The organism is Microvirga sp. BSC39, assembly GCF_000739015.1.
In the GTDB taxonomy this organism is placed as follows: domain Bacteria; phylum Pseudomonadota; class Alphaproteobacteria; order Rhizobiales; family Beijerinckiaceae; genus Microvirga.
Map to the genome: position 1 here is coordinate 144,935 of NZ_JPUG01000062.1, position 20,177 is coordinate 165,111.

Consider the following 20,177-nt stretch of genomic DNA (forward strand, 5'->3'; position numbering starts at 1 on the left):
ATCACGAGCAGCCGAGAACCGCCGACGCGATGGCGATGTCCTGAACGGCCAGTCCTGAGAACGTCGAGACCGTCACCTGTTCGGCCGCCGTGCGGCCATCGGCTGCTCCAGAAACGATCTCGCCGATCTCGACGATGCGGCTCATGCCTGCTTCATCGGCCCGATAGGCGTGCCAGAGCTCACCTCTTGATCGGCCTTGAATCCTGCTGTCTGTGACGACAAGATCAGCTCGCTGGATGGTTGCTGGTTCCAGCTCCTGCTTGTCGGCACTGTCGGCGCCAATCGCCGTGATATGGGTGCCGGGCCGGATGTCAGACCATCGCAGAAGCGGCTCCGAGCTCGCCGTGGCGGTGACGATCAGGCGGCAACGGGACGCGACCTCGGCGGGAGAACGCACCGCCTCGACGAGGAAGCCCTTGTCTTGCATCCTGCGAACATAAGCGTCCGCCCGCTCAGGGTTGCGCCCCCAGAACACGATGTTCCGGCAGGCGCGAACCGACTGAAGCAGCTGAACCTGCAGCTCCGCCTGAATGCCGGTGCCGAGCACACCGATGGTGTCGATCCGGTCAGGCGCAAGGTGCTTGGCTGCGACCGCTCCCGCGGCGGCGGTGCGCAGATCCGTCAGGCGTCCGCGATCGTTAAGCACGGCCGCCAGCTCTCCCGTGCTCTTCCTGAAGACGAGCAGGAGTCCGTCGCTGCTGCTCAGGCCGAGCGCGGGATTGTTCCAGAAGCCGGATGCGATCTTCACCACATAGGTGTCGCCTGCTTTCAGGTAGCCGTACTTGATATGCACCTCGCCCGGGGGATCCTCGAACAGGAGCTCGCCGGGCGGCGGAACCACGGCCTCGCCGCGGGAGAAAGCTGCGAACGCCTCCTCCATCAGGGGCACGAGATCAAGCCCCTCCAGGCGCCGCTCGATCTGCGGGAGATCGAGAAAGGTGATTGGACCTGCGGCCGTCATGGCTCGCGTCCTCGGCCGTGTAGGATGGAGAAGATCTTGTCGTGGTCGAAATTCGCTCCACACAGCACGACGACGTTCTTCCGACCTCTGCAGCGGTCTGCGACTTTAAGGAACCCGGCCAGGGCAAGCGCCGCCGCGCCTTCCACGATCTGGTTTTCCTTGAAAGCCAGATCCCGGAGAGCGCTCGCGATCTCAGCCTCCGTGCAGGTGACGACCTCGTCGACCACCGAGACGGCAAGCGGCAGCGTGATGCTGTCCTCGTCCATGCCGCCTGCAACGCCGTCCGCGAGCGTGTCGTGATGCTCGGTCTCAACCACGCGTCCGGCTTTCATGGAGGCCGCAAGCGCCGCCGAGTTCTGAGCCGCCACGCCATAAACCCGTGTCCCGGGGCTGAAGCTCTTGAGCACGCCCCCGATGCCGCCGATCAGCCCGCCGCCGCCCATGGCGATGAACACGTTGTCGATGGTCTCCGCCTGTTCGAGCAGTTCCAGCCCGATGGTTCCCTGCCCGGCAACGATCTCGGGATCGTTATAGGGAGACACATAGACGAGACCGCGGGATGCGGCCTGCTCCTGCGCGTAAAGCTCCGCCAGGCCGCTCTCTGCGCCGTGCAGGATGACGTTCACGTTGAAGGAGCGGATCCGGTCGAGCTTGGCCTGCGCGACGGTTTCAGGCAGCACCACGGTCAGAGCCTGACCGATCGACGCGGCTGCCTGCGCTGACGCAATGCCGTGATTGCCCGACGATGCGGTGATGACCTCGCGGTCGTTGCCCAGCGACGTCATCTTGCTGGCGGCTCCACGGATCTTGAAGGAACCGGTGAGCTGGAAGTTCTCGGCCTTGAAGAAGACTGACGATCCGGTCTCTCGGCCGATCTGCCGCGACGGGAGCAGCGGCGTCTCGTATATATGGCTTCGGATCCGCTGGCGTGCCTGCACCGATCGGGCGGCTGCCTCAAGAACGATGCTGATCATAGCGTTTCTCCATCTGACAGCTGCTCAGGACCCGATTGGCCCCTCATTTGGACCGCTCGGTCTGAAAGCCTTGCAAGGATTGCAGCGGAGCACTCGATTGTCCTGGCGAACTGATCGACGATGATGTTCTCGTCGGGCGAGTGGAGCATGGCGCCATGATGGGTGAGGCCGAGGCCGACGATCTCGGCGCCGAGCTGCTCGACGAAGGGATGGGCCGTGCCCGAGGCCGGGGAGCTGGGCTGCACAATAGCCGGTTGGCCGAAATGCTCTTCGAGAGCCGCCTTCGCATCCTGAACGAACCAGTGGTCGGTAGCCGACCGCACTGGCCTCACGTTAGCGTCGTGCACGATCAGTTCGATATCATCGAAGCCGTGACGGTCGAGATGCGCACGCAGCAGAGCAACGATGTGCTGCGGGTCCTGATCGGGCACGAGGCGGAAGTCGATCTTGACCACGCCTTCCGCGGGCAGGACGGTCTTTGCGCCCTCGCCCGCATAGCCGCCGGAGAAGCCGTTGACGTTCATGCACGGCTCGAAGTTGACGGCGCGATAGAAGCTGGCGCCATCGATCCCATCGAGAAGCCGCTGCGCGCCCGTGGCGTCCATCAGGCTATCGAGGGAGTATGGAGGAGCCGAGGCCAGTTCGCTGTCGCCGGGAGCAGGCTGCCGGACGGCGTCGTAGAATCCCTCGATCAGAATTCGTCCCGTGCCGTCGCGCAGGGACGCAGTTGCGGCCGCAAGCTTCCAGAGCGGGTTGTCGAAGACCGCACCGAGGCTCGAATGCAGATCCGCCCGGGCTGTCCTGGCGCGCAGCTCAACCGCCATCACGCCCTTGAAGCCGCAGAGGATGATCGGTCGACCGCTCGCGTCGATCTCGCCGTATTCCCACCAACACACATTCACCGCCTCACCGTCGAAGCGCCGCCTCAGGAAGGCCTCGAGGGACGGACTGCCGATCTCCTCCTCGCCATCGACGAGCCAGACGAGCCTGAACGGCAGGGGACCGGGATGCCGCTCCCGGAAGAGGCGCCAGCCCGCGAGCCGGCTGACGAACTCCCCCTTGTCATCGGCGACGCCACGCCCGTACCAGCGCCCGTCGCGCTCGGACAGCTCGAAGGGAGGAGAGTGCCACAGTGACACTGGATCCTCGGGCTGAACATCGTAATGGTTGTAGATCATCATCGTCAGCGGGCCGCTGCCGATCTCGCCCACGACGAAGGGACCTACGTCCCCCGGTTGGATCTCGGTAGCGAAGCCCGCCTCCGTCAGCAGATCGCGAACGGCCTCGGCGCACTCGGCGAGCTTTTCTCCGCGCGCGCTGACGGACGGGATGGCGACGAGGCGGCGAAGCTCCTCCTTCGCTCTCGACAGGTGCTCGTGCGGCAGCATCGTTCGAGCCCGCCTCAGACCAGATTGCGGCGGGCGAGGAAGCTGTCGAGGCGGGCGAGGCCCTCCACGAGGTGTTCCGTCTTCACGCCGATGCCGACGCGGATGTGGTTCTCGATCCCGAACCAGCTTCCGGCCACGACGAATACGCTTTCCTCTTCCCGGAACGCATTGGACAAATCCTCGGAGGACATGTCGAAATCGTAACGCAGGAAGGCCATGCCGCCGGCCGCGGGACGCTGCCAGGACCAGCGGTTGCGCTTCTCGATCCAGCTTTGGACGATATCCGCATTCTCGCGAAGCAGGGCCCGTCCCCGCGCTAGGATGCGTTCGCGGTTTTCCGGAGCCATCACGGCGGCGCCGACGATCTGGCTGAGGATCCCGCTGCCGATGGTGGTGTAGTCCTGCCGCTTGGCCGCCTCTTCGACAACCACTTGCGGCCCGACGATCCATCCGAGACGCAAGCCGGGGCACGCGAACGATTTCGACAGGCTGCTTGTGACGATGACCCGGTCATAACTTCCGTAGAACGTTTCCGTCTCAGCCCCGTCGATCTCGCCGCCGCGATAGATCTCATCGACCATGAGCCAGGCTCCCGCCTTGCGCGCGGCCTCCAGAAGAAGCTCGCGGCTGCGGGCCGAGAGGACGGCGCCGGTCGGGTTGCCCGGGTTTGTCGCTGCGATCAGTTTCACGCCGCCTTCGACCGCCTGCGCGAGCGCATTCGAGTCGATCTGCCAGCCCCGATCGGCCAAGAGCGGCAGCCGCTGCACGTTCATGCCGAGAGCGCGCCCGAGGCCATCCACCTGCATGAAGTTGGGAACAGCGAAGAGAACCTTGTCGCCCGGATCCACGATGGCCATCAGGGCAATCATGGTTGCTTCCGAGGAGCCGTTGGTGACCAGCACGTTGGACTCCGATGCACCCGGATACCAGCTTGCGATGGCGGAGCGCAGGTCGGGCCGGCCGTCGGTCCAGCCATAGCCGAGCGGCAGACGCAGGAGCGCCTGCGCGGCATCCGTCGGCATGATCTCCTCGATGGTGCAGGGATGCACGCCGCTCTCGGTGAGGTTGATCTCGACGCCGTTCTCGAAGAGCGTCTGGTTCCGTTCCATGAGGAAGGTATCGAACTGCACAATGGCTCCAATCCGAAAATGACGGCGCTCCGGCGCCGCGAGGTGCCGGACCATGGCAGCAGGGAATTTGTACCGTCAAGTCCAAATTGGACTATCGCGTCCAAAATCGTGATGCTACAGAGCCTTTGAAACCTTGCTCATTCTCACGGGGAACCCATGAAAATCGAAGAGTTCACGCTCGAACGCATTCAGTCGCTGTATGAGAACACGGTCGAGTACAACCTGTCCGACAGCGGCGTGCATCCCTACTCCCTGCGTGAGCTCCTGACCCCGGAGCAGCAGACCCAGTTGCTCGATGTGGAGCTGGGCTACGGCTGGACGAACGGGCGCGTGGAGCTGCGCGAGGCCATCGCCAGGCTGCACAAAGGGCGCAATGCCGACGAGGTGATCGTCACCAACGGCTCGGCTGAGGCGAACTTCCTGCTCGTGATGTCTGTGCTCGAACCGGGCGACGAGCTTGTCGTGTTCGTGCCGAACTACCTGCAGATCTGGGGCTGGGCGCGGGCCATCGGCGTGACGGTCAAAGAGGTTGTTCTCCGCGAGGAGCTCGGATGGACTCCCGATCTCGACGAAGTGCGCAAGGCCGTGTCGTCGCGCACGAAGATGATGACCATCTGTAACCCGAACAACCCGACCGGCAGCGTCCTGTCGCGCGGGACCATGGACGGGCTCGTGGCGATTGCCCGCGAACACGGGATCTACCTGCACGCAGACGAAGTGTACAAGGGCGCAGAGCTGGAGCAGGACGAGCCTCCGAGCTTTGCCGATCTCTATGAGAAAGCCATCGTCACCAGCGGCCTCTCGAAGGCGATGGCGCTCCCCGGATTGCGCATCGGCTGGCTCGTCGGACCCGCGCAGGAGATCTACGCCTCCTGGCAGCGCAAGGACTACACGTCCATCACGACCGGGGCCGTCAGCGAGTTCGTGGCCGAGATCGTCGTGGAGCCCGCAAAGCGGCAGGAGATCCTGTTGCGCAGCAAGCGCATCCTGCGCGAGAACCTCGCCCTCCTGCAGCGCTGGGTCGATGAGAATAGCGATCTGTTCTCGTTCGTGCCGCCCAAGGCCGGCGGCATGGCGTTCATCCGCTATGCCATGCCCATGAACTCCACGGAGCTGGTGCATCGCCTGCGCGAGGAGCGCGGCATCATGCTGCTGCCGGGCGATGTCTATGGCATGGACCGCTACATCAGGATCGGCATCGGCGCGCCGGCCCACCATCTGGAGGCGGGCCTCGAGCGCCTCGCGGCCTTCGTGCGCGCGGAACTGTCATGACGCAGGCGCAGAAGGCGTCTCCGACGAAAGGACTTGCGCCGGAGCTTGCGGCCTATGCGCCGGTCTGCGACGCCATTGCCCTGCTGTTCCAGCCCTATGCCGAAGTGGTGCTGCACGATCTCTCGACGGAGACGGTCGTGCATCTATCGAACCCTTTCTCCAAGCGGGAGCTCGGCGAGCCGTCCCTGCTGCACGAGATCGACTTCAAGCCATCCGACGTCATCATCGGCCCCTACGAGAAGGTGAACTGGGACGGACGGCGCATCAAGTCGGTGAGCGCCGTTGTCCGTGCCGGGCGCAAGGCCATCGGCATTCTCTGCATCAACGTCGATGTCTCTCATTTCCATGCCGTGATGCAGACGCTGACCGCTCTCGTGGCCGTTCCACAATCCGCCGAGAAGCCGGCTTCCCTGTTCAAGGAGGACTGGCACGAGCGCATCAACGAGTACATCCAGAGCTGGACCCGCGAACGCGGCCTCTCCGTCGCGGAGATGACGCGCCTGCAGAAGCAGCAGCTCGTAGCCGATCTCGCCGGCGACGGCGCGTTCGGCGGGCGCAATGCGGCCGCCTACATCTCGCGCGTGCTCGGCCTGGGCCGCGCCACCGTCTACAACTACCTTCGCCGGAAGGATCAGGCCTGAGGCGTAAGGAGCGCGTCGCGCACGGCCCGCCAGCTCGCCTCATCGGGTGCGCTGATGAGGCCGCCGCTCCTGTTGGCCGGGCGATAGGCGGAGCCGTCGAAATGCGCCGTGTAGCCGCCGGCCTCGCGGTGGATCAGCCAACCGGCCGCATGATCCCACGGCATGACGCTGGACGAGAACGAGAAATGCAGGTGACCGGCGGCGATCAGCCGATAGGTATGCGCCGAACACCGGAGATCGGCCGCCATGGCGACCTTCGGCAGGTTGCCCGTCACCAGGGGTCGCTGGGCCTCCGGAAGGTAGCGCCAGGAGACGTTGCCGGCCATCTCAGCGAGCGGAACGGCCGGTGAGACCTGAAGGGAGGCGGTGCTGCCGTCGGGCCGCTGGATCCATGCTCCCTCGCCGCGAACGGCCATGGCCCAATCGTCCGAGATCGGATCCAGGATGATTCCGCACACGACCTCTCCCTTCAACGTCACAGCCGCCATGACGCCGAAGAGTGGAAGGCCGGATGCGAAGTTGAGCGTGCCGTCGACGGGATCGAGGATGAAGGCGAGATCCGCCGCGTCGAGATTGTCGAGCAGCCCGGGATTGCGGCTCACGCCCTCCTCTCCGATCACGAGAGCCGTGGGGAACAAGCGCTGAAGCTCCGCCTCAATCATCCGCTCAGCGGCTTCGTCCGCATCCGTGACAAGGTCGAGATGGGAGGTCTTGGTGCGAACGGCACTGGCGGAAAGGTTCCGGAAGCGCGGCAGGATCTCGGCCTGCGCCGCAGCCCTGAGAAGTTCCGCGACGGTCATGGCGTCGGGTCGGGAGAAACTCATGAGACTGGTACCGTCCTGTCGTGATGGGTGGCTTCTGCGGATGTCTGCTAGATCATCTCAAGCGGGCGCTTGCGCTTCGGCGCCGGGAACTCTGCATCGATGGCCGCCAAGTCCTCTGGGGTCAACGTGATCTCCAAGGCCCTATGGTTCTCCTGCACATGCTGCACGCTGGATGCCTTCGGGATGGCAATCACGCCGGGCCTGTTCAGCAGCCAGGCCAGAGCGATCTGGAATGGGCTTGCCTCATGGGCTTTTGCGATGGCCTGCAGCGCACCGCCTCGGGGAAGCCTCCCCTGCTCGATGGGGCTGTAGGCCATCAACGGCATGCCGTGTGCCCTCATCCAGGGGCTGAGGTCGAACTCGGGGCCGCGCCGCGTCACGTTGTAGAGAACCTGATTGGTGGCGCAGTTTTCTCCTGCCGGCACGCCGAGCAATTCCTCCATGTCGTCCACGTCGAAATTGCTGACGCCCCAGTGACGGATCTTGCCGGATCGGCGAAGCTCCTCGAAGCTGGCGACCGTCTCCTCCAGCGGAACGCTTCCGCGCCAGTGCAGGAGGTAGAGGTCGAGCCGATCGGTCTTCAGCCGCCGAAGGCTGCGTTCGCAAGCCTCGATCACGCCCTGCCGGCCGGCATTGTGAGGATAAACCTTGCTGACGAGGAAGAGGCGCTCACGTTCTCCGGCCAGAGCTTCGGCCACCAGTTCCTCGGCGGCTCCTTCCCCGTACATCTCGGCCGTGTCGATCAGGGTCATTCCGAGTTCGACCCCAAGGCGCAGCGCCTCGATCTCCTGAGCCCTACGGCCAGACCTCTCGGCCATCTGCCAGGTGCCCTGCCCGAGGGCGGGAATGCTTTCGCCGGCCGGCAGGGTTACAGTCGGGTCCATGGTCGGCTCTCCCTGACCGGTGCGCTATTGCAGGCGGGGGGTCTTCATGAAGCGGCCCCTGTCTGCCGATCGGATCGTCACGTCGAACCTGTCGCCTTCCCGCTCAAGGGTCAGCGGAACATCCACACCGGCCGGACCGAGGGCCCAGATAGCCCGGTAGAACTCCGCCAGCGAGGTCACGCTCTGCTCCGCAACGGCATGAATCTGATCGCCTGCCCGCAGGCCGGCTCGCTGCGCCGGAGCATCGCCGGCCAGGCCGATGATCGTGAGCTGCTCGTCCTCCGCCTCCGCGACATAGAAGCCGAGCCAGGGCCGCGGCTCATGCTTGACCCGTCCGGAGGTGAGGAGATCGTCGAGGATGGGCTTCAGCAGGTCGATGGGCACGCTCATGTTGAGGGGCACGACGGTTCCGCCGGAAGCTTGGTGCTGGAGTTGGAGGGAACCGATCCCCATGAGATCGCCGCGCGGGCCGATCAGCGCCGTGCCGCCCCAATTGGGATGGGCCGGCGCCGTGAAGATGGCGCCGTCGATGAGATATTCCCAGTAACCCGCGAACTCCTGGCAGGCGACCACCTGAGCTGCCAGGGAATGGATCTGCCCGCCGCTTCCTCCGACGACGACCTGTTCTCCAGGCTTCAACCGCCGGGAATCCCCAAGGGCAAGCACAGGCACACCCAGAGGCTCGAGCGCCTGCACGAGACCGAAGCCGCTCTCATAATCGTAGGCGATCACATGCGCGCCCACGACCCGCCCCCGGTTGGTGGTGAGCCAGACCTCTTCCGCTTCGGCAATGAGATACCCGATGGTCACGACAAGGCCGTCGTCCCGGATGACCACGCCTTGGCCTGCCCGTTCGACGCCGAGGGTCTCGGCCGTGAAGGCATCCTCGGGAACGCGCGCGCGCAGAGACACCACGGCCGACAGGGCGTTCTTCAGATCGTAATCGAGAAGCCTCGGATCGGGTTGGAACTCAGGAGGGATTTCCCATTCGTCGGGTGGCTGCATGAAAAACTCCCCGGCCTCTCCGCCGAGAGCCCGCATCCTTTCAACATGGCAGGAAAAACCATGCCTTCAACAGCCCTCCCCCTTTTTGACGCACAAAAAGCCGTGTTTGCGGGATGGGTTGAACCCGAAGCCTGGATGCCGCGCCGATCCTGATGCGAGAGGCTTGGTCGCTCCCAAGGAGAGGATCGGGATCCCTTCAGGCTGTCTCCAGGACTCGGTCCGGAGATACCTCCAGCTCGACCCGTTGCATCTGCTCCTGGCGCTTCTCCAGCATGCTGATAGCCTGCCTGGCATACAGGCGAAACTCATGCTTCAGGCTCCGGGAAGCGTTCTCCCAAGCCTCAGCCCCATGCCAAGCAGCAAAGAACGCTCGGGCAATATGCTCGACCTCAAGATCCACCTGATTCACCTTGGCCCCCACGGAGAAACTGTTGCGTCTCTCTCACGGCACGCGGAACGATGCCGCTGCGTCAACCGTCACGGTGTCTGATTTGCGGGGATGTGTCTGTATCAAAAAAGACACGACCCGAGAGCTTTGAAGAAGATGGAGGTGCAGTCACCTCTTCCTGACGTTATGCGGCTTGGGCCTTTGCGAGGAAGTGATCGATATCCTGCTTCAGCCGCTGCAATTGCTGATCCAGGGTCTGCTTGGCATTCGACACCTGGTGCGCCGCCGATGCGGCGGAAGCCGTGGACCCGGTCAGAGCCTCGATGCTGCGCACCACCGCGTGGGTATGATCGGTGGTCTGATGGACATTGACGGCAATTTCCGAGGTGACGGCGGCCTGCTCCTCGACCGCGGCAGCGATCGCCGTGGCGATCCCGCTCAGGTCATCCATGATGCGTCCGATGTCGTCGATGTCGGTGACGCTTTGCCGGGTCGCCTCCTGAATGGCGCCGATGCGGGAGCCGATTTCCGTCGTGGCCTTGGCGGTCTGGTTTGCCAGGGTCTTGACCTCCTGGGCGACTACGGCAAAGCCCTTGCCCATCTCGCCTGCGCGTGCTGCCTCAATGGTGGCATTCAGCGCGAGGAGGTTGGTTTGAGCGGCAATTCTCTCGATCAGATCGACGACGTCTCCGATCGCCCTCGCCTGCTCTGCCAGCCCGTTGACCGTGTCCTTCGTCCGCCGTGAGCTCTGCAGTGCGTGCCGGGCGACATCGGCGGAGCGGCTGGCCTGCTGCCCGATCTCACGGACGGATGAAGCAAGCTGTTCCGTGGCGGCCGCACCCGACTGCATGTTGGATGCGCTCTGCTCTGCAGCGCTCGTCACCTGACTGGCAAGGCTGCTGGCATTGGCCGTGGCGGCGTCGAGAGCGGCCGCGCTTTCCGAAAGAGCTCCACTCGCCAGACCTGAGATTTGCAGACTCTCCTGAACGGCACCAGAGAACGAAGCAACAGCCTGCGCCAGCATCTCGCCCTTTTTCTGCCGCTCCTGAACGAAGGCGTCCTGGTACACGGAGATCGCGAGATCCATATCCAGCATGACGGCGCGATTCACGACCGTCAGCTTACGGGCCAGCAGGGATCCGTTGAAGCGATGTTTCTTCGCAAGAGAGGTGGCCAGTTCGTTCAGGATGAAGGCATAACCTCCAATGTACCACCGGGGCTCAAGGCCGATCTTGTTGTGAACCAAACCGATGCGGTGAATGCCCTCAGCATAGGCGGCATCGAAACTGCCGCTGAAAAGCCGGCCCCAATGTTGCAGCTGGGCTGAAACGAGGCGTGACTGCTGCGCTCCAATCAGCTTGGACAGTTGCGGCTGCCGGTGCATGTGCTCGTAAAACCGCGAAAGGATCTTGGGCAGGACAGGATGAATGTCCTGCCAGACTGAACGCAGTTCCTGACGGACACTGTCATCGATACCAATGAATTTGAGCCGGTCTGCAATGGCTATATCGTTGTGCAACGCACATACTCCAATCGATGGAGAGGATTTAGCCAATCAGCCTTGGTCGAAGCTTGCAAACCCGCTCCACCTGCCCGCTCCAAGAATGATTATATGGGCAGCTTCACAGCCTCTCCTGTCCGATCTGAAACCAAGGCTGGCATGCCGCGTTGTTCCGAGTATCTGTGGGGCTACAACATGATCACGAAAGCAACAAAGTATCTTCGCTCGCTCAAAGCTGCACAATCCGCACCGCGGTACCGCAGTAACACCCCCTCGCTTCCAGCCAACATCCAGGACCATCTGGGCCGGCTGCTGAGAGCAGAGTATTATGAACGTGGGGACAAGCCGCGCTTCCTGGGCGACCCTGCACTTCCGCTCGAATTCGACCCCTATCTTCAGCGCCTAGACCAGAAAGAGAGGGACCTGAGATCCTCGATGATCGGTGAGAAGGGAAGGCACGCCGTTGCTGCTGCGCTTTCAGGAATTCACGCCTAAGCTGCGGCTCCTATGACTGCCCTGCGGGCGGCGCATCCTCGGCGTCACAGCCGGTCAGCTATCGGCTCCTCGCAAGAAGCTTTCCACTGCCTACTCCCGGCTTCCTCTGTCTTGGTTGAATATGAGCCCTTTAGAGAATTGTGGAACTCTCTTTACGGATGAGCACTTCAGAAGCCATGAGAGCCATAAGCGGTAGAGCCGTTCTGAGACAGGCGTTCAGGCACCTGGAACACGAAGTGCCAGGCAAAGTCGCGCGGGTTCTCCGAAACCTTCGCCACCCGGCGGCCAAGTGGATCAGGCTGCCTGTCGGCATCCTCTTCGTCATCGGGGGGATATTCTCGATCCTGCCCTTCCTTGGGCTATGGATGCTGCCCTTAGGCCTGTTGCTGATGGCCTATGACATACCCTTCCTTCGGAAGCCCGTCGGTCGCTTTACGATCTGGGCCGTTCGCAAATGGGCCCTGCTCAGGCAGCGCTTCTTTCCACAGCGACCCCATCGATAGCAGGACCTGCAAAGACTCCAGCCCGAACTGCTACCGATCCGGCAGAACGCCTCCAAGCTCTTCCTCGATATAAATCGAGATGATCTCTTCGAAGCTCTTCTCTGCCTCGAAGCCCAGATTTTCGGCTCTGCGGGCATCGAAGCGCTTGGGCCAGCCCTCGACAAAGCGCACGATGTCCGGGTCAATCTCGTGACGGATCCGGGCGACGCAACGTTCGCCGGCGATCCGCCTGAGCGCATCGATCTGCTCCGCGACTGTCACCGACACGCTCGGCATCGTCAGATTGCGGCGAGGTCCGACCTGAGAAAGGTCGAGGGTGGCCGCATGGATGAGGAAATTGACGGCCGATCGGGGTGAGGCGTGGGAATGGCGCACGTCCAAAGGCACCGGCAGGATAGCCTCCTGCCCGTTCAAAGGCTCGCGAATGATGCCTGAGAAGAACCCTGAAGCGGCCTTGTTGGGTTTGCCAGGGCGCACGCAGATAGTCGGCAGCCGGATCCCGATCCCGTCGAAGAACCCGCGTCGCGAATAGTCGGCCAGCAGCAGTTCGCCGATGGCCTTCTGCGTGCCGTAGCTCGTAAGGGGCGTCAGGAAGAACTCATCGCCGATCGCGTCCGGAAAAGGCGCCCCAAATACGGCAATAGACGAGGTAAACACCAGCCGCGGTCGATACCCACTTCCGAACTGACGTATGGCATCGAAGAGGAACCGGGTGCCGTCCAGATTGATCCGATACCCCTTGTTCAGATCGGACTCGGCTTCGCCGGAGACGATCGCGGCCAAGTGGAAGATAACATCCGGGCGGGCTGCCACCAGGCGCTCCGCCTCTCCTGGGGTCGAGAAGTCGGATGTCAGGGTATCGATTGCAAACGGCGCTTCGGGCCGCTCCGGCTCGACCACATCATGCAGGATAAGACGGGAGATCTCCTGTCCGCCGAGGTGCCGCTCTTTCACCAGACGCTGGACGAGCTTGCGTCCGACCATCCCGGCGGCTCCGAGAATGAGGATCTGCATTGGTCAAATGCCCTTCTTCAGGAAAGCCGCAGCAGGCTATCGGGAATCCCAAATCGGAATGGAAACGTGTGTGGCGCCGCTGCCGAGCGGCGCCACGTTTTTCAGGAGAGAAGAATTACTTCCCGCGGACCTTCGCCAGTTCGTCCTGCATCATCTTCACGGTCTCAGGGCCGATGGTCGCCGCATGCTTCTCCCAGACGCTCTTGGCCTGCTCACGCATGCGATTGGCCTCCTGAGCATTCAGCTCGTTGACCACGGTGCCCTCACCCTTGATCTTGTTGAGCGAGGCTTCTGACAGCTCACGGGACACTTTGCGCTGCTCGTCACGAGCAACGACCGCACAATCGCGCAAAGCCGCCTGCTCGTCCTTCGACAATCCGTCCCACAGCTTCTTCGAGTAGAGAACAAGGAACGGCGTGTAGGCGTGGCGGGTGACCGACAGGTACTTCTGCACCTCGTAGAACTTGGAGGTGTCGATAGTCACGAAGGGATTCTCCTGACCGTCGATGGCCTTGGTCTCCAGGGCCGTGAACACCTCACCGAAAGCCATGGGAACGGCATTGGCGCCCAGGGTCTTGAAGGTATCGAGGAACACGTTGTTCTGCATCACGCGAACTTTAAGGCCCTTGAAATCTTCCCACTTCTCGACCGGACGGCGCGAGTTTGTGAGGTTGCGGAACCCGTTCTCCCAATAGGCCAAGTTGACGAGCCCAACGGATTCGAGCTTTTCGTCGATATGCTTGCCGAAGCTGCCGTCGAGGACCGCATCCGCTTCCTTCTCATTGGCGAAGAGGAAAGGCAAGTCGAACACGCCGAGATCCGGCAGGATGCCGATCAGCGGGGAGCTCGACGTGACGACCATTTCCTGGGTGCCGGAGCGAAGGGCCTGGGTCGCCTGCAGATCGCCGCCGAGGGCATTGCCCCAGAAGCCCTGAACTTTCAGCTTTCCGCCTGACTTGTCGGTCAGGCATGCCCTGAACTTCTCGACTCCCTTACCGTTGGGGTGATCCTCGTTCACGCCGTTCGAGAGGCGAATGTTTCGCTCCGTGAACTGCGCATAAGCGGGAACGGCCGCAAGGATGGTCGCCGCTACACCTGCAGCAAGGGTGAATTTGAATGCTTTCATGGTTGTTTCCTCTCTCTTGGTTTGACTTCGACCGACTTACCGTCCCCGCAACCAGGCCAGGGGCACTGTCACCAGTTCGGGGAATACGATGAGCAGGACAAGCACGACTAGCTGGGCCATCAGGAACGGGTTCACGCCCCGCATCACAGCCCCCATCGGAACACGGGCGACGCCGCTCACCACGTTGAGCACGATCCCGACCGGAGGCGTGATCAGTCCGATTGCATTGTTGATGATGAACAGGACACCGAAATAGACCGGATCGATGCCTGCCTGCTTGACGATCGGCATGAGAACCGGCGTCAGGATCAGAACCGTCGGGGAGAAATCCAGTGCGGTTCCAACGATGACAACGAGGAACATCAGGGCGAACATGAGCAGGGTCTTGTTGTCCATCAGGGGCTGGATGAGCCCGCTGATCTCGCCTGGGATGTTCGCCTGGGTAATCAGCCAGGCGGAGACCAGGGCGGCCGCCACGAGGAACATCACCACAGCCGTCGTCTTCGCTGCCGTGAGAAAGACCCCGTACAGCATCGAGGGCTTGAGTTCGCGATAGACGAACATGCCGATCACGAGTGCGTAGACGGCAGCCAAGACCGCAGCCTCTGTCGGTGTGACGATGCCCCACTTGATCCCGCCCAGGATCATGACCGGCATCAGGAGCGCGAAGAATCCGTCGACAAAAGCCTTTCCCCGCTCCCGCATCGTGGTGCGGGGAAACGTCTGCATCTTGTCCCGTCGGCTGACGATGGCCCACGCGACCACGAGGGAAATGCCCATCATCAGGCCGGGCACGATGCCGGCCAGGAACAGCTGCGAGATCGACACGTTGGCTGCAACGCCAAAGATGATGAAGCCGATAGAAGGCGGGATTACCGGAGCAATGATGCCGCCCGCTGCGATGAGCCCCGCAGCCCGTGGAACATCGTACCCTGCTTTCCGCATCATCGGGATCAGAATGGCCGCCAGGGCAGCCGTGTCTGCCGCCGCGGACCCGGACAGGGCGGCGAGGATGAGAGCCGCCACGATGGCAACATAGCCGAGGCCACCATGGATATGTCCCAAGCAGGCCAGGGCAAAATTGACGATGCGCTTGGACAGCCCACCCACATTCATCAGCTCTCCGGCCAAGAGAAAGAACGGCACGGCGAGGAGCTGGAAATTGTCAGCCCCGATGATCATGTTCTGCGCCACGATCTGGCTGTCGAAGTTGCCCAGCCAGAGCATCAGCGCCAGCGCGCAGACGATGAGCGAGAAGGCAATCGGCATTCCAAGGGCCATCGAGCCCAGAAGCGACGTAAGGAATACGAGGATCGTCACTCGAGGTGCCCCTTCAGAGTATGAGCCTCGTCGTCGCTGTAATCTCCGGCGAAGGCCCGCAGCTCCTGATCGCTCAGGCGCCCGGTGAGAACCCGCAGGATGCGGAGTGCAGCCATGAGGCCGAGCCCAACGCTTGCGAAGAAGCCGACGCCATAGACCCAGAGCATCGAGATTTCCGTTATGGGAGCATAATTGGTGGCGTTGATCTCCGCCTGCTGCCAAGTCCCCCAGAAGAAGACGGCGCAGCACCCGATGACGAAGAGGTCCGACAGGATCATGCAGAGCTTTCGCCCCCGATCACCCAACCGGGAGACAAGGGTCTCCACACCCAGGTGAGCATTCTGCCGCCCCACGACGACAGCCCCGATGAAGGTCAGCCAGACGAAGAAATAGCGGGACAGTTCTTCGGAGACATCAATCCCGGTATCGAAGAGATAACGCAGAACCACATTGCCGAAGACCATGACGACCATGGCGGCGAGCAGGAAAACCAAGAGCCCCTCCAGGCCCTTGAAGAAGAAGGATATAGCCCTGTCCACCGTTGCTCCCTGTTTCCTGTCCCTGCCCACATTATTCTGCTCGCCTCAGGCGACTGTTCAAGGCCGCGCGAGGGCAAAGTTTCACTGATCTAAGGCCCAGTCTCGGAGAGTGTCAATTCGGTGTGGAACAGGCTTGGAGCCTCAGATGCTTAAACAAATGCGGGCCATAAGGAAGTGTTCTATTGTTACGAATTATACTTATGAATACCATCCTGCGAGCTCATTCCAGTGGATATTGCAGCCGCTTCGTCAGGATCCAGTTCGCTCACTGTAGCTGTTGTTCTCTGTCGTCTTTCGTGCCCAGATGAGTCATAGCCATGACGAGACCTCAATGAAGATCACCCGCGTCGAGACAGTTCGCCTCCAGAAATTTGCGAACATCATCTGGGTTCGGCTTCACACCGATGACGGCCTTATTGGTCTAGGCGAAACCTTCATGGGTGCCGCTGCCGTGGAGGCCTACATCCACGAGACGGTCGCAGCCAAGCTGATCGGGCGCGATCCTCTCCAGATCGAGGCCATCAACCGCGATCTTCAGAACTATCTCGGCTGGAGATCGGCCGGGGTGGAGACACGGGGCAACTCAGCTGTCGACATTGCCCTGTGGGACCTGTTCGGCAAGGCGCATGGCAGGCCCATCTGCGATATGCTGGGAGGGCGCTCACGGGACCGGATCCGGGTCTACAACACCTGCGCTGGTTACCGGTATATCCGCGACAGCCGCGCGCAGAAGGTTGCGAACTGGGGCGTCGGCAGTGCCGAGGGAGCATACGAGGATCTGGAGGCATTCCTGCACAGGGCTGATGATCTGGCCCATTCGTTGCTGGAACAGGGCATCACAGGCATGAAGATCTGGCCGTTCGATATGGCGGCGGAGCGCAGCCACGGCTACGACATATCTCCTGCAGAACTAAAGACGGCCCTTGAGCCGTTTGCTAAGATTCGGAAGGCTGTCGGCGACAAGATGGACATCATGGTCGAGTTCCACTCCCTATGGAGCCTGCCGATGGCCAAGAAGCTTGCCGCGGCTCTCACCGAATTCGACACCTACTGGCACGAGGATCCATTCCGCCTCGACAATATCGGCGACCTCAAGGAATATGCCCGACACTCCAAGGCATGGGTTTGCGCATCCGAAACCCTTTCCTACACGCACGCCTTCCGGGAATATCTCGAAACCGGCGCCGCCGGCGTCGTCATGCTCGATCTGTCCTGGTGCGGCGGCCTCACCGAGGCTCGCAAGATAGCAGCCCTCGCCGAGGCCTGGCATGTGCCCGTCGCGCCCCATGACTGCACAGGGCCGGTGGTGTACGCAGCCTCCTGCCACTTCTCCCTGCATGCACGGAATGCGCTGATCCAGGAAAGTGTCCGGGCATTCTACATCGGGTGGTATACCGAGTTGGTGACAGAATTGCCCACGGTCACCAACGGAGAGGTCACGGTCAATATGAAGCCGGGCCTCGGGCTGGAGTTGCTGCCGGATCTCTGCAATCGGCCGGATGCAATCGTCAGAACATCCGAGCGCTCATAGCCAAGATCTGTACGACCATTTGAAGACACGGAATATTATGAGCGATTTGATAGGTGCCCTGAGAGCCGCCCTTGGATCTCAGGTCAGGACCGGACCCGATATCCCTCTGCGCAATCATGCCGATGCCAGCGGCCTCCCGCCCATGCCTCCCAAGGCCTTGATCCTTCCGCAGACGACGGAGGAAGTCGCCACAGCTCTGCGGATCTGTCACGAGCATGGGCATCCTGTCGTCGTCCAGGGCGGACTGACAGGATTGGCAGGCGGCGCGCACCCTCAGGTGGGAGAAATTGCCCTCTCGTTGGAACGCATGAGCGGTATCGAAGAAATCGATGCAGCCAGCGCGACGCTCACGGCTCTCGCCGGCACGCCGCTCGCGTCTGTGCAGCAGGCCGCCGATGAAGCTGGCTATCTGTGCGGGATCGATCTCGGCGCACGGGGCAGTTGCACCATCGGCGGCAATGCCGCCACCAATGCCGGCGGCAATCAGGTGCTGCGCTACGGCATGGCCCGCCGCAACATCCTCGGCCTGGAGGTGGTTCTCGCCGACAGCACCGTCGTCCGGTCCCTGAACAAGATGCTGAAGAACAACGCCGGCTATGACTGGACGCAGCTGTTCATCGGGAGCGAAGGAACTCTCGGCATCATCACGCGGGTTGTGATTGGATTGCATCCAAAGCCTCAAGGTGTTCAGACCGCCCTCTGCGCTGTCGAGAGCTTTGAGGATGGCCTGCTCGTGCTGCGTCAGTTCCAGCAGGCGCATCCGGGACGCCTGCTCGTGTTCGAGGCCATGTGGCGGGAGTTCATGACCGTCGCCACTCAGATCTGCGGCCTTCCGAACGCCTTTGAAGCCGAGCATGACATCACGCTCCTGATCGAAGCGGATATGGGAGAGGACCCGGCGGGAACGGAAGCGTTCTCTCTTGTCCTGAGCGAACTCTACGAGCAGGGCCTGATCAAGGACGCTCTGGTGGCGCAATCCCGCGCCGACAGGAACCGGTTCTGGGCCTACAGGGAAACGCCCTATGAGTATGGGCGCTTTCTGCCCGAGGAGATCCGCTTCGACGTCAGTGTCCCGCTCGACCGGATGACGGAAGCGGTCGCACACTTGCGCGAGGAGATGCCCAGGCATTGGCCGGAAGCCATCTGGGTTGTGTTCGGGCACGTTGCGGACAGCAACATCCATATCAATGTAGCCATCCGGGATATGGCGGAAGAGACCAAGAAGGGTGTTCAAGGCCTCGTTTATGATCTCGTCTCACGGCTCGGCGGCTCGGTGTCGGCCGAGCATGGAATCGGCCGCATCAAACGGCCTTACCTTCCCTTCAGCCGGTCAGAACCTGAGCTCGCCCTGATGATCAAGATGAAGCAAACCCTCGACCCGGCCGGCATTCTCAATCCTGGCCGTGTGCTTTAAGTGCGGCCGGCTGTTCCAAGGCGAATGACGATGAACGCTGCAAGCCTGTTCGATCTCTCCGGGCGTGTTGCTCTGGTGACAGGATCAAGCGCGGGGATCGGCTTTGCCCTTGCCCGTGGATTGGGAGGAGCGGGAGCTAAGGTTATTCTCAACGGGCGCGAGCCTGGGAAGCTTGCAACGGCTGCCGAACGGCTGCGCCAGGAAGGTCTGCCGGTCCATGAGATGGCCTTCGATGTCACCGACAGCAATGCCGTCAGGGCTGCCATCGGGCGGATCGAAAGCGAGATCGGCCCCATCGGTATCCTGATCAACAATGCCGGCATGCAATTTCGCGCTCCTCTCGAAGATTATCCGGAAGATGCCTGGCATGCGTTGATGAAGACGAATGTCGACAGCGTCTTCCATGTTGGACAGGCCGTTGCAAAATGCATGATCCCGCGCGGGCGAGGCAAGATCATCAATATCTGCTCGGTCCAGAGCGAACTCGGGCGCCCTTCCATTGCGCCCTATACAGCCACGAAGGGCGCGGTGAAGATGCTCACCAAAGGCATGGCTATCGATTGGGGAAAGCACGGACTTCAGGTCAACGGCATCGGCCCAGGCTATTTCAAGACAGAGCTAAACCGGGCACTCGTGGAGGACAGGGCTTTTTCCGACTGGCTGATCGGCCGCACGCCTTCGCGTCGCTGGGGTGAAGTTGAGGACCTCGTCGGAGCCGCAATCTTCCTCGCCTCGGATGCCTCGAACTTCGTCAACGGACAGATCATCTATGTTGATGGAGGAGTAACGGCCTCGCTCTGAGGCCTATCACATATAGTAACCTCGCTCATCGTTTGGAATAGCTTCCCAATTCCGGCGCTCAGCACCAGCAGACGAAACTCGCCATTAACGTTTCGTCTATAGATGAGCAGCCGGGAGAGGTTGCATTCTCATGGCAGGATGATTAGCAACGACCCTGTGATTTGCCACACAAGCTACTTGGGAGGATCCTGATGGCCCACGGAGCGTATTGCGTTGTGTTCAAGCATAATCGCTGGACGGTCTCCCATTTCGGGAGAGATCTGGGATCGTTCTATTTTCGCGCCAAGGCTCTGAAATTCGCCGTCGAGTCGGCATGCTGGTCGGCCGTGTCCAACTGCCCGACGGTGTTCGTTCTCGATCGCACAGGCGACTTCTACACCGCATGGCAAGGCGATAGGGATACACTCACCGCGACCGCGTAACAGCCTGTCGACATCAGATGCCGCGGTGAGATCGGGTAGGCGTC

General features: G+C 61.9%; 19 protein-coding genes. 7 read left to right on the forward strand and 12 right to left on the reverse strand.

Features of this window, described 5'->3' with window-relative positions:
• Nucleotide 1: 1 nt before the first annotated feature.
• Genes MA07_RS11925 through MA07_RS11940 form a run of 4 tightly spaced genes read right to left on the reverse strand, consistent with a single transcriptional unit; the run spans nucleotide 2 to nucleotide 4,453 of the window.
• A complete protein-coding gene (locus MA07_RS11925) occupies nucleotides 2-961 on the reverse strand; it encodes a hypothetical protein (protein ID WP_052003104.1) in 960 nt (319 codons plus the stop codon).
• Entirely contained in the window at nucleotides 958-1,935 is a 978-nt protein-coding gene (locus MA07_RS11930) for a pyridoxal-phosphate dependent enzyme (RefSeq protein WP_052003105.1), read from the reverse strand. Before MA07_RS11930 ends, MA07_RS11925 begins: the two co-directional genes overlap by 4 nt.
• On the reverse strand, nucleotides 1,932-3,323 hold the full coding sequence (locus MA07_RS11935; RefSeq protein ID WP_036350799.1) for a M20/M25/M40 family metallo-hydrolase: 1,392 nt from the start codon (nucleotides 3,321-3,323) through the stop codon (nucleotides 1,932-1,934). The genes MA07_RS11930 and MA07_RS11935 overlap by 4 nt, the downstream gene beginning before the upstream one ends.
• 14 nt (nucleotides 3,324-3,337) lie before the next feature.
• A complete protein-coding gene (locus MA07_RS11940; protein WP_036351308.1) occupies nucleotides 3,338-4,453 on the reverse strand; it encodes an aminotransferase class I/II-fold pyridoxal phosphate-dependent enzyme in 1,116 nt (371 codons plus the stop codon).
• 156 nt (nucleotides 4,454-4,609) lie between these two features.
• Here MA07_RS11940 and MA07_RS11945 point away from each other — a divergent pair, with 156 nt between their 5' ends.
• The gene (locus MA07_RS11945; protein ID WP_036350801.1) at nucleotides 4,610-5,725 is read left to right on the forward strand and encodes an aminotransferase class I/II-fold pyridoxal phosphate-dependent enzyme; all 1,116 of its coding nucleotides are present in this window, start codon (nucleotides 4,610-4,612) and stop codon (nucleotides 5,723-5,725) included.
• A complete protein-coding gene (locus MA07_RS11950) occupies nucleotides 5,722-6,366 on the forward strand; it encodes a PAS domain-containing protein (protein WP_036350803.1) in 645 nt (214 codons plus the stop codon). The genes MA07_RS11945 and MA07_RS11950 overlap by 4 nt, the downstream gene beginning before the upstream one ends.
• Here MA07_RS11950 and MA07_RS11955 read toward each other — a convergent pair.
• The 4 genes from MA07_RS11955 to MA07_RS11975 form a co-directional block, all read right to left on the reverse strand.
• Nucleotides 6,357-7,190, reverse strand: a complete 834-nt coding sequence (locus tag MA07_RS11955; protein WP_036350805.1) for an inositol monophosphatase family protein — start codon at nucleotides 7,188-7,190, stop codon at nucleotides 6,357-6,359. The genes MA07_RS11950 and MA07_RS11955 overlap by 10 nt on opposite strands.
• Before the next feature lie 47 nt (nucleotides 7,191-7,237).
• The gene (locus MA07_RS11960; protein ID WP_036350807.1) at nucleotides 7,238-8,074 is read right to left on the reverse strand and encodes an aldo/keto reductase; all 837 of its coding nucleotides are present in this window, start codon (nucleotides 8,072-8,074) and stop codon (nucleotides 7,238-7,240) included.
• 24 nt (nucleotides 8,075-8,098) lie between these two features.
• Nucleotides 8,099-9,079: a S1C family serine protease gene (locus MA07_RS11965; protein ID WP_036351309.1), complete on the reverse strand. Its 981-nt coding sequence runs from the start codon at nucleotides 9,077-9,079 to the stop codon at nucleotides 8,099-8,101.
• A gap of 572 nt (nucleotides 9,080-9,651) precedes the next feature.
• Complete coding sequence (locus tag MA07_RS11975; RefSeq protein ID WP_036350811.1) at nucleotides 9,652-10,986, reverse strand: globin-coupled sensor protein; 1,335 nt, start codon at nucleotides 10,984-10,986, stop codon at nucleotides 9,652-9,654.
• Nucleotides 10,987-11,079: 93 nt separating this feature from the next.
• Here MA07_RS11975 and MA07_RS29625 point away from each other — a divergent pair, with 93 nt between their 5' ends.
• Nucleotides 11,080-11,463 (forward strand): hypothetical protein, encoded by a 384-nt coding sequence (locus MA07_RS29625; protein WP_152568841.1) that lies wholly within the window; start codon nucleotides 11,080-11,082, stop codon nucleotides 11,461-11,463.
• Nucleotides 11,464-11,996: 533 nt separating this feature from the next.
• On the opposite strand, the gene denD is transcribed toward MA07_RS29625, so the two are convergent.
• The 4 genes from denD to MA07_RS12005 all read right to left on the reverse strand — a co-directional run bounded on the left by denD (nucleotide 11,997) and on the right by MA07_RS12005 (nucleotide 15,965).
• On the reverse strand, nucleotides 11,997-12,980 hold the full coding sequence (gene denD, locus MA07_RS11990) for a D-erythronate dehydrogenase (protein WP_036350815.1): 984 nt from the start codon (nucleotides 12,978-12,980) through the stop codon (nucleotides 11,997-11,999).
• A 115-nt stretch (nucleotides 12,981-13,095) separates the two neighbouring features.
• On the reverse strand, nucleotides 13,096-14,106 hold the full coding sequence (locus MA07_RS11995; protein ID WP_036350818.1) for a TRAP transporter substrate-binding protein: 1,011 nt from the start codon (nucleotides 14,104-14,106) through the stop codon (nucleotides 13,096-13,098).
• Nucleotides 14,107-14,142: 36 nt separating this feature from the next.
• Nucleotides 14,143-15,426, reverse strand: a complete 1,284-nt coding sequence (locus MA07_RS12000; RefSeq protein WP_036350819.1) for a TRAP transporter large permease subunit — start codon at nucleotides 15,424-15,426, stop codon at nucleotides 14,143-14,145.
• Nucleotides 15,423-15,965, reverse strand: coding sequence for a TRAP transporter small permease (locus MA07_RS12005; protein WP_036350821.1), 543 nt, complete (start codon nucleotides 15,963-15,965; stop codon nucleotides 15,423-15,425). Before MA07_RS12005 ends, MA07_RS12000 begins: the two co-directional genes overlap by 4 nt.
• Nucleotides 15,966-16,296: 331 nt before the next feature.
• Here MA07_RS12005 and MA07_RS12010 point away from each other — a divergent pair, with 331 nt between their 5' ends.
• The 4 genes from MA07_RS12010 (at nucleotide 16,297) to MA07_RS12025 (ending at nucleotide 20,133) form a co-directional block, all read left to right on the forward strand.
• On the forward strand, nucleotides 16,297-17,496 hold the full coding sequence (locus MA07_RS12010) for a mandelate racemase/muconate lactonizing enzyme family protein (RefSeq protein ID WP_036350822.1): 1,200 nt from the start codon (nucleotides 16,297-16,299) through the stop codon (nucleotides 17,494-17,496).
• Nucleotides 17,497-17,533: 37 nt separating this feature from the next.
• Nucleotides 17,534-18,910 (forward strand): FAD-binding oxidoreductase, encoded by a 1,377-nt coding sequence (locus MA07_RS12015; protein ID WP_036350823.1) that lies wholly within the window; start codon nucleotides 17,534-17,536, stop codon nucleotides 18,908-18,910.
• A gap of 30 nt (nucleotides 18,911-18,940) precedes the next feature.
• Entirely contained in the window at nucleotides 18,941-19,711 is a 771-nt protein-coding gene (locus MA07_RS12020) for an SDR family oxidoreductase (protein ID WP_152568842.1), read from the forward strand.
• Nucleotides 19,712-19,902: 191 nt separating this feature from the next.
• Nucleotides 19,903-20,133, forward strand: coding sequence for a hypothetical protein (locus tag MA07_RS12025; protein WP_036350828.1), 231 nt, complete (start codon nucleotides 19,903-19,905; stop codon nucleotides 20,131-20,133).
• Nucleotides 20,134-20,177: the final 44 nt, after the last annotated feature.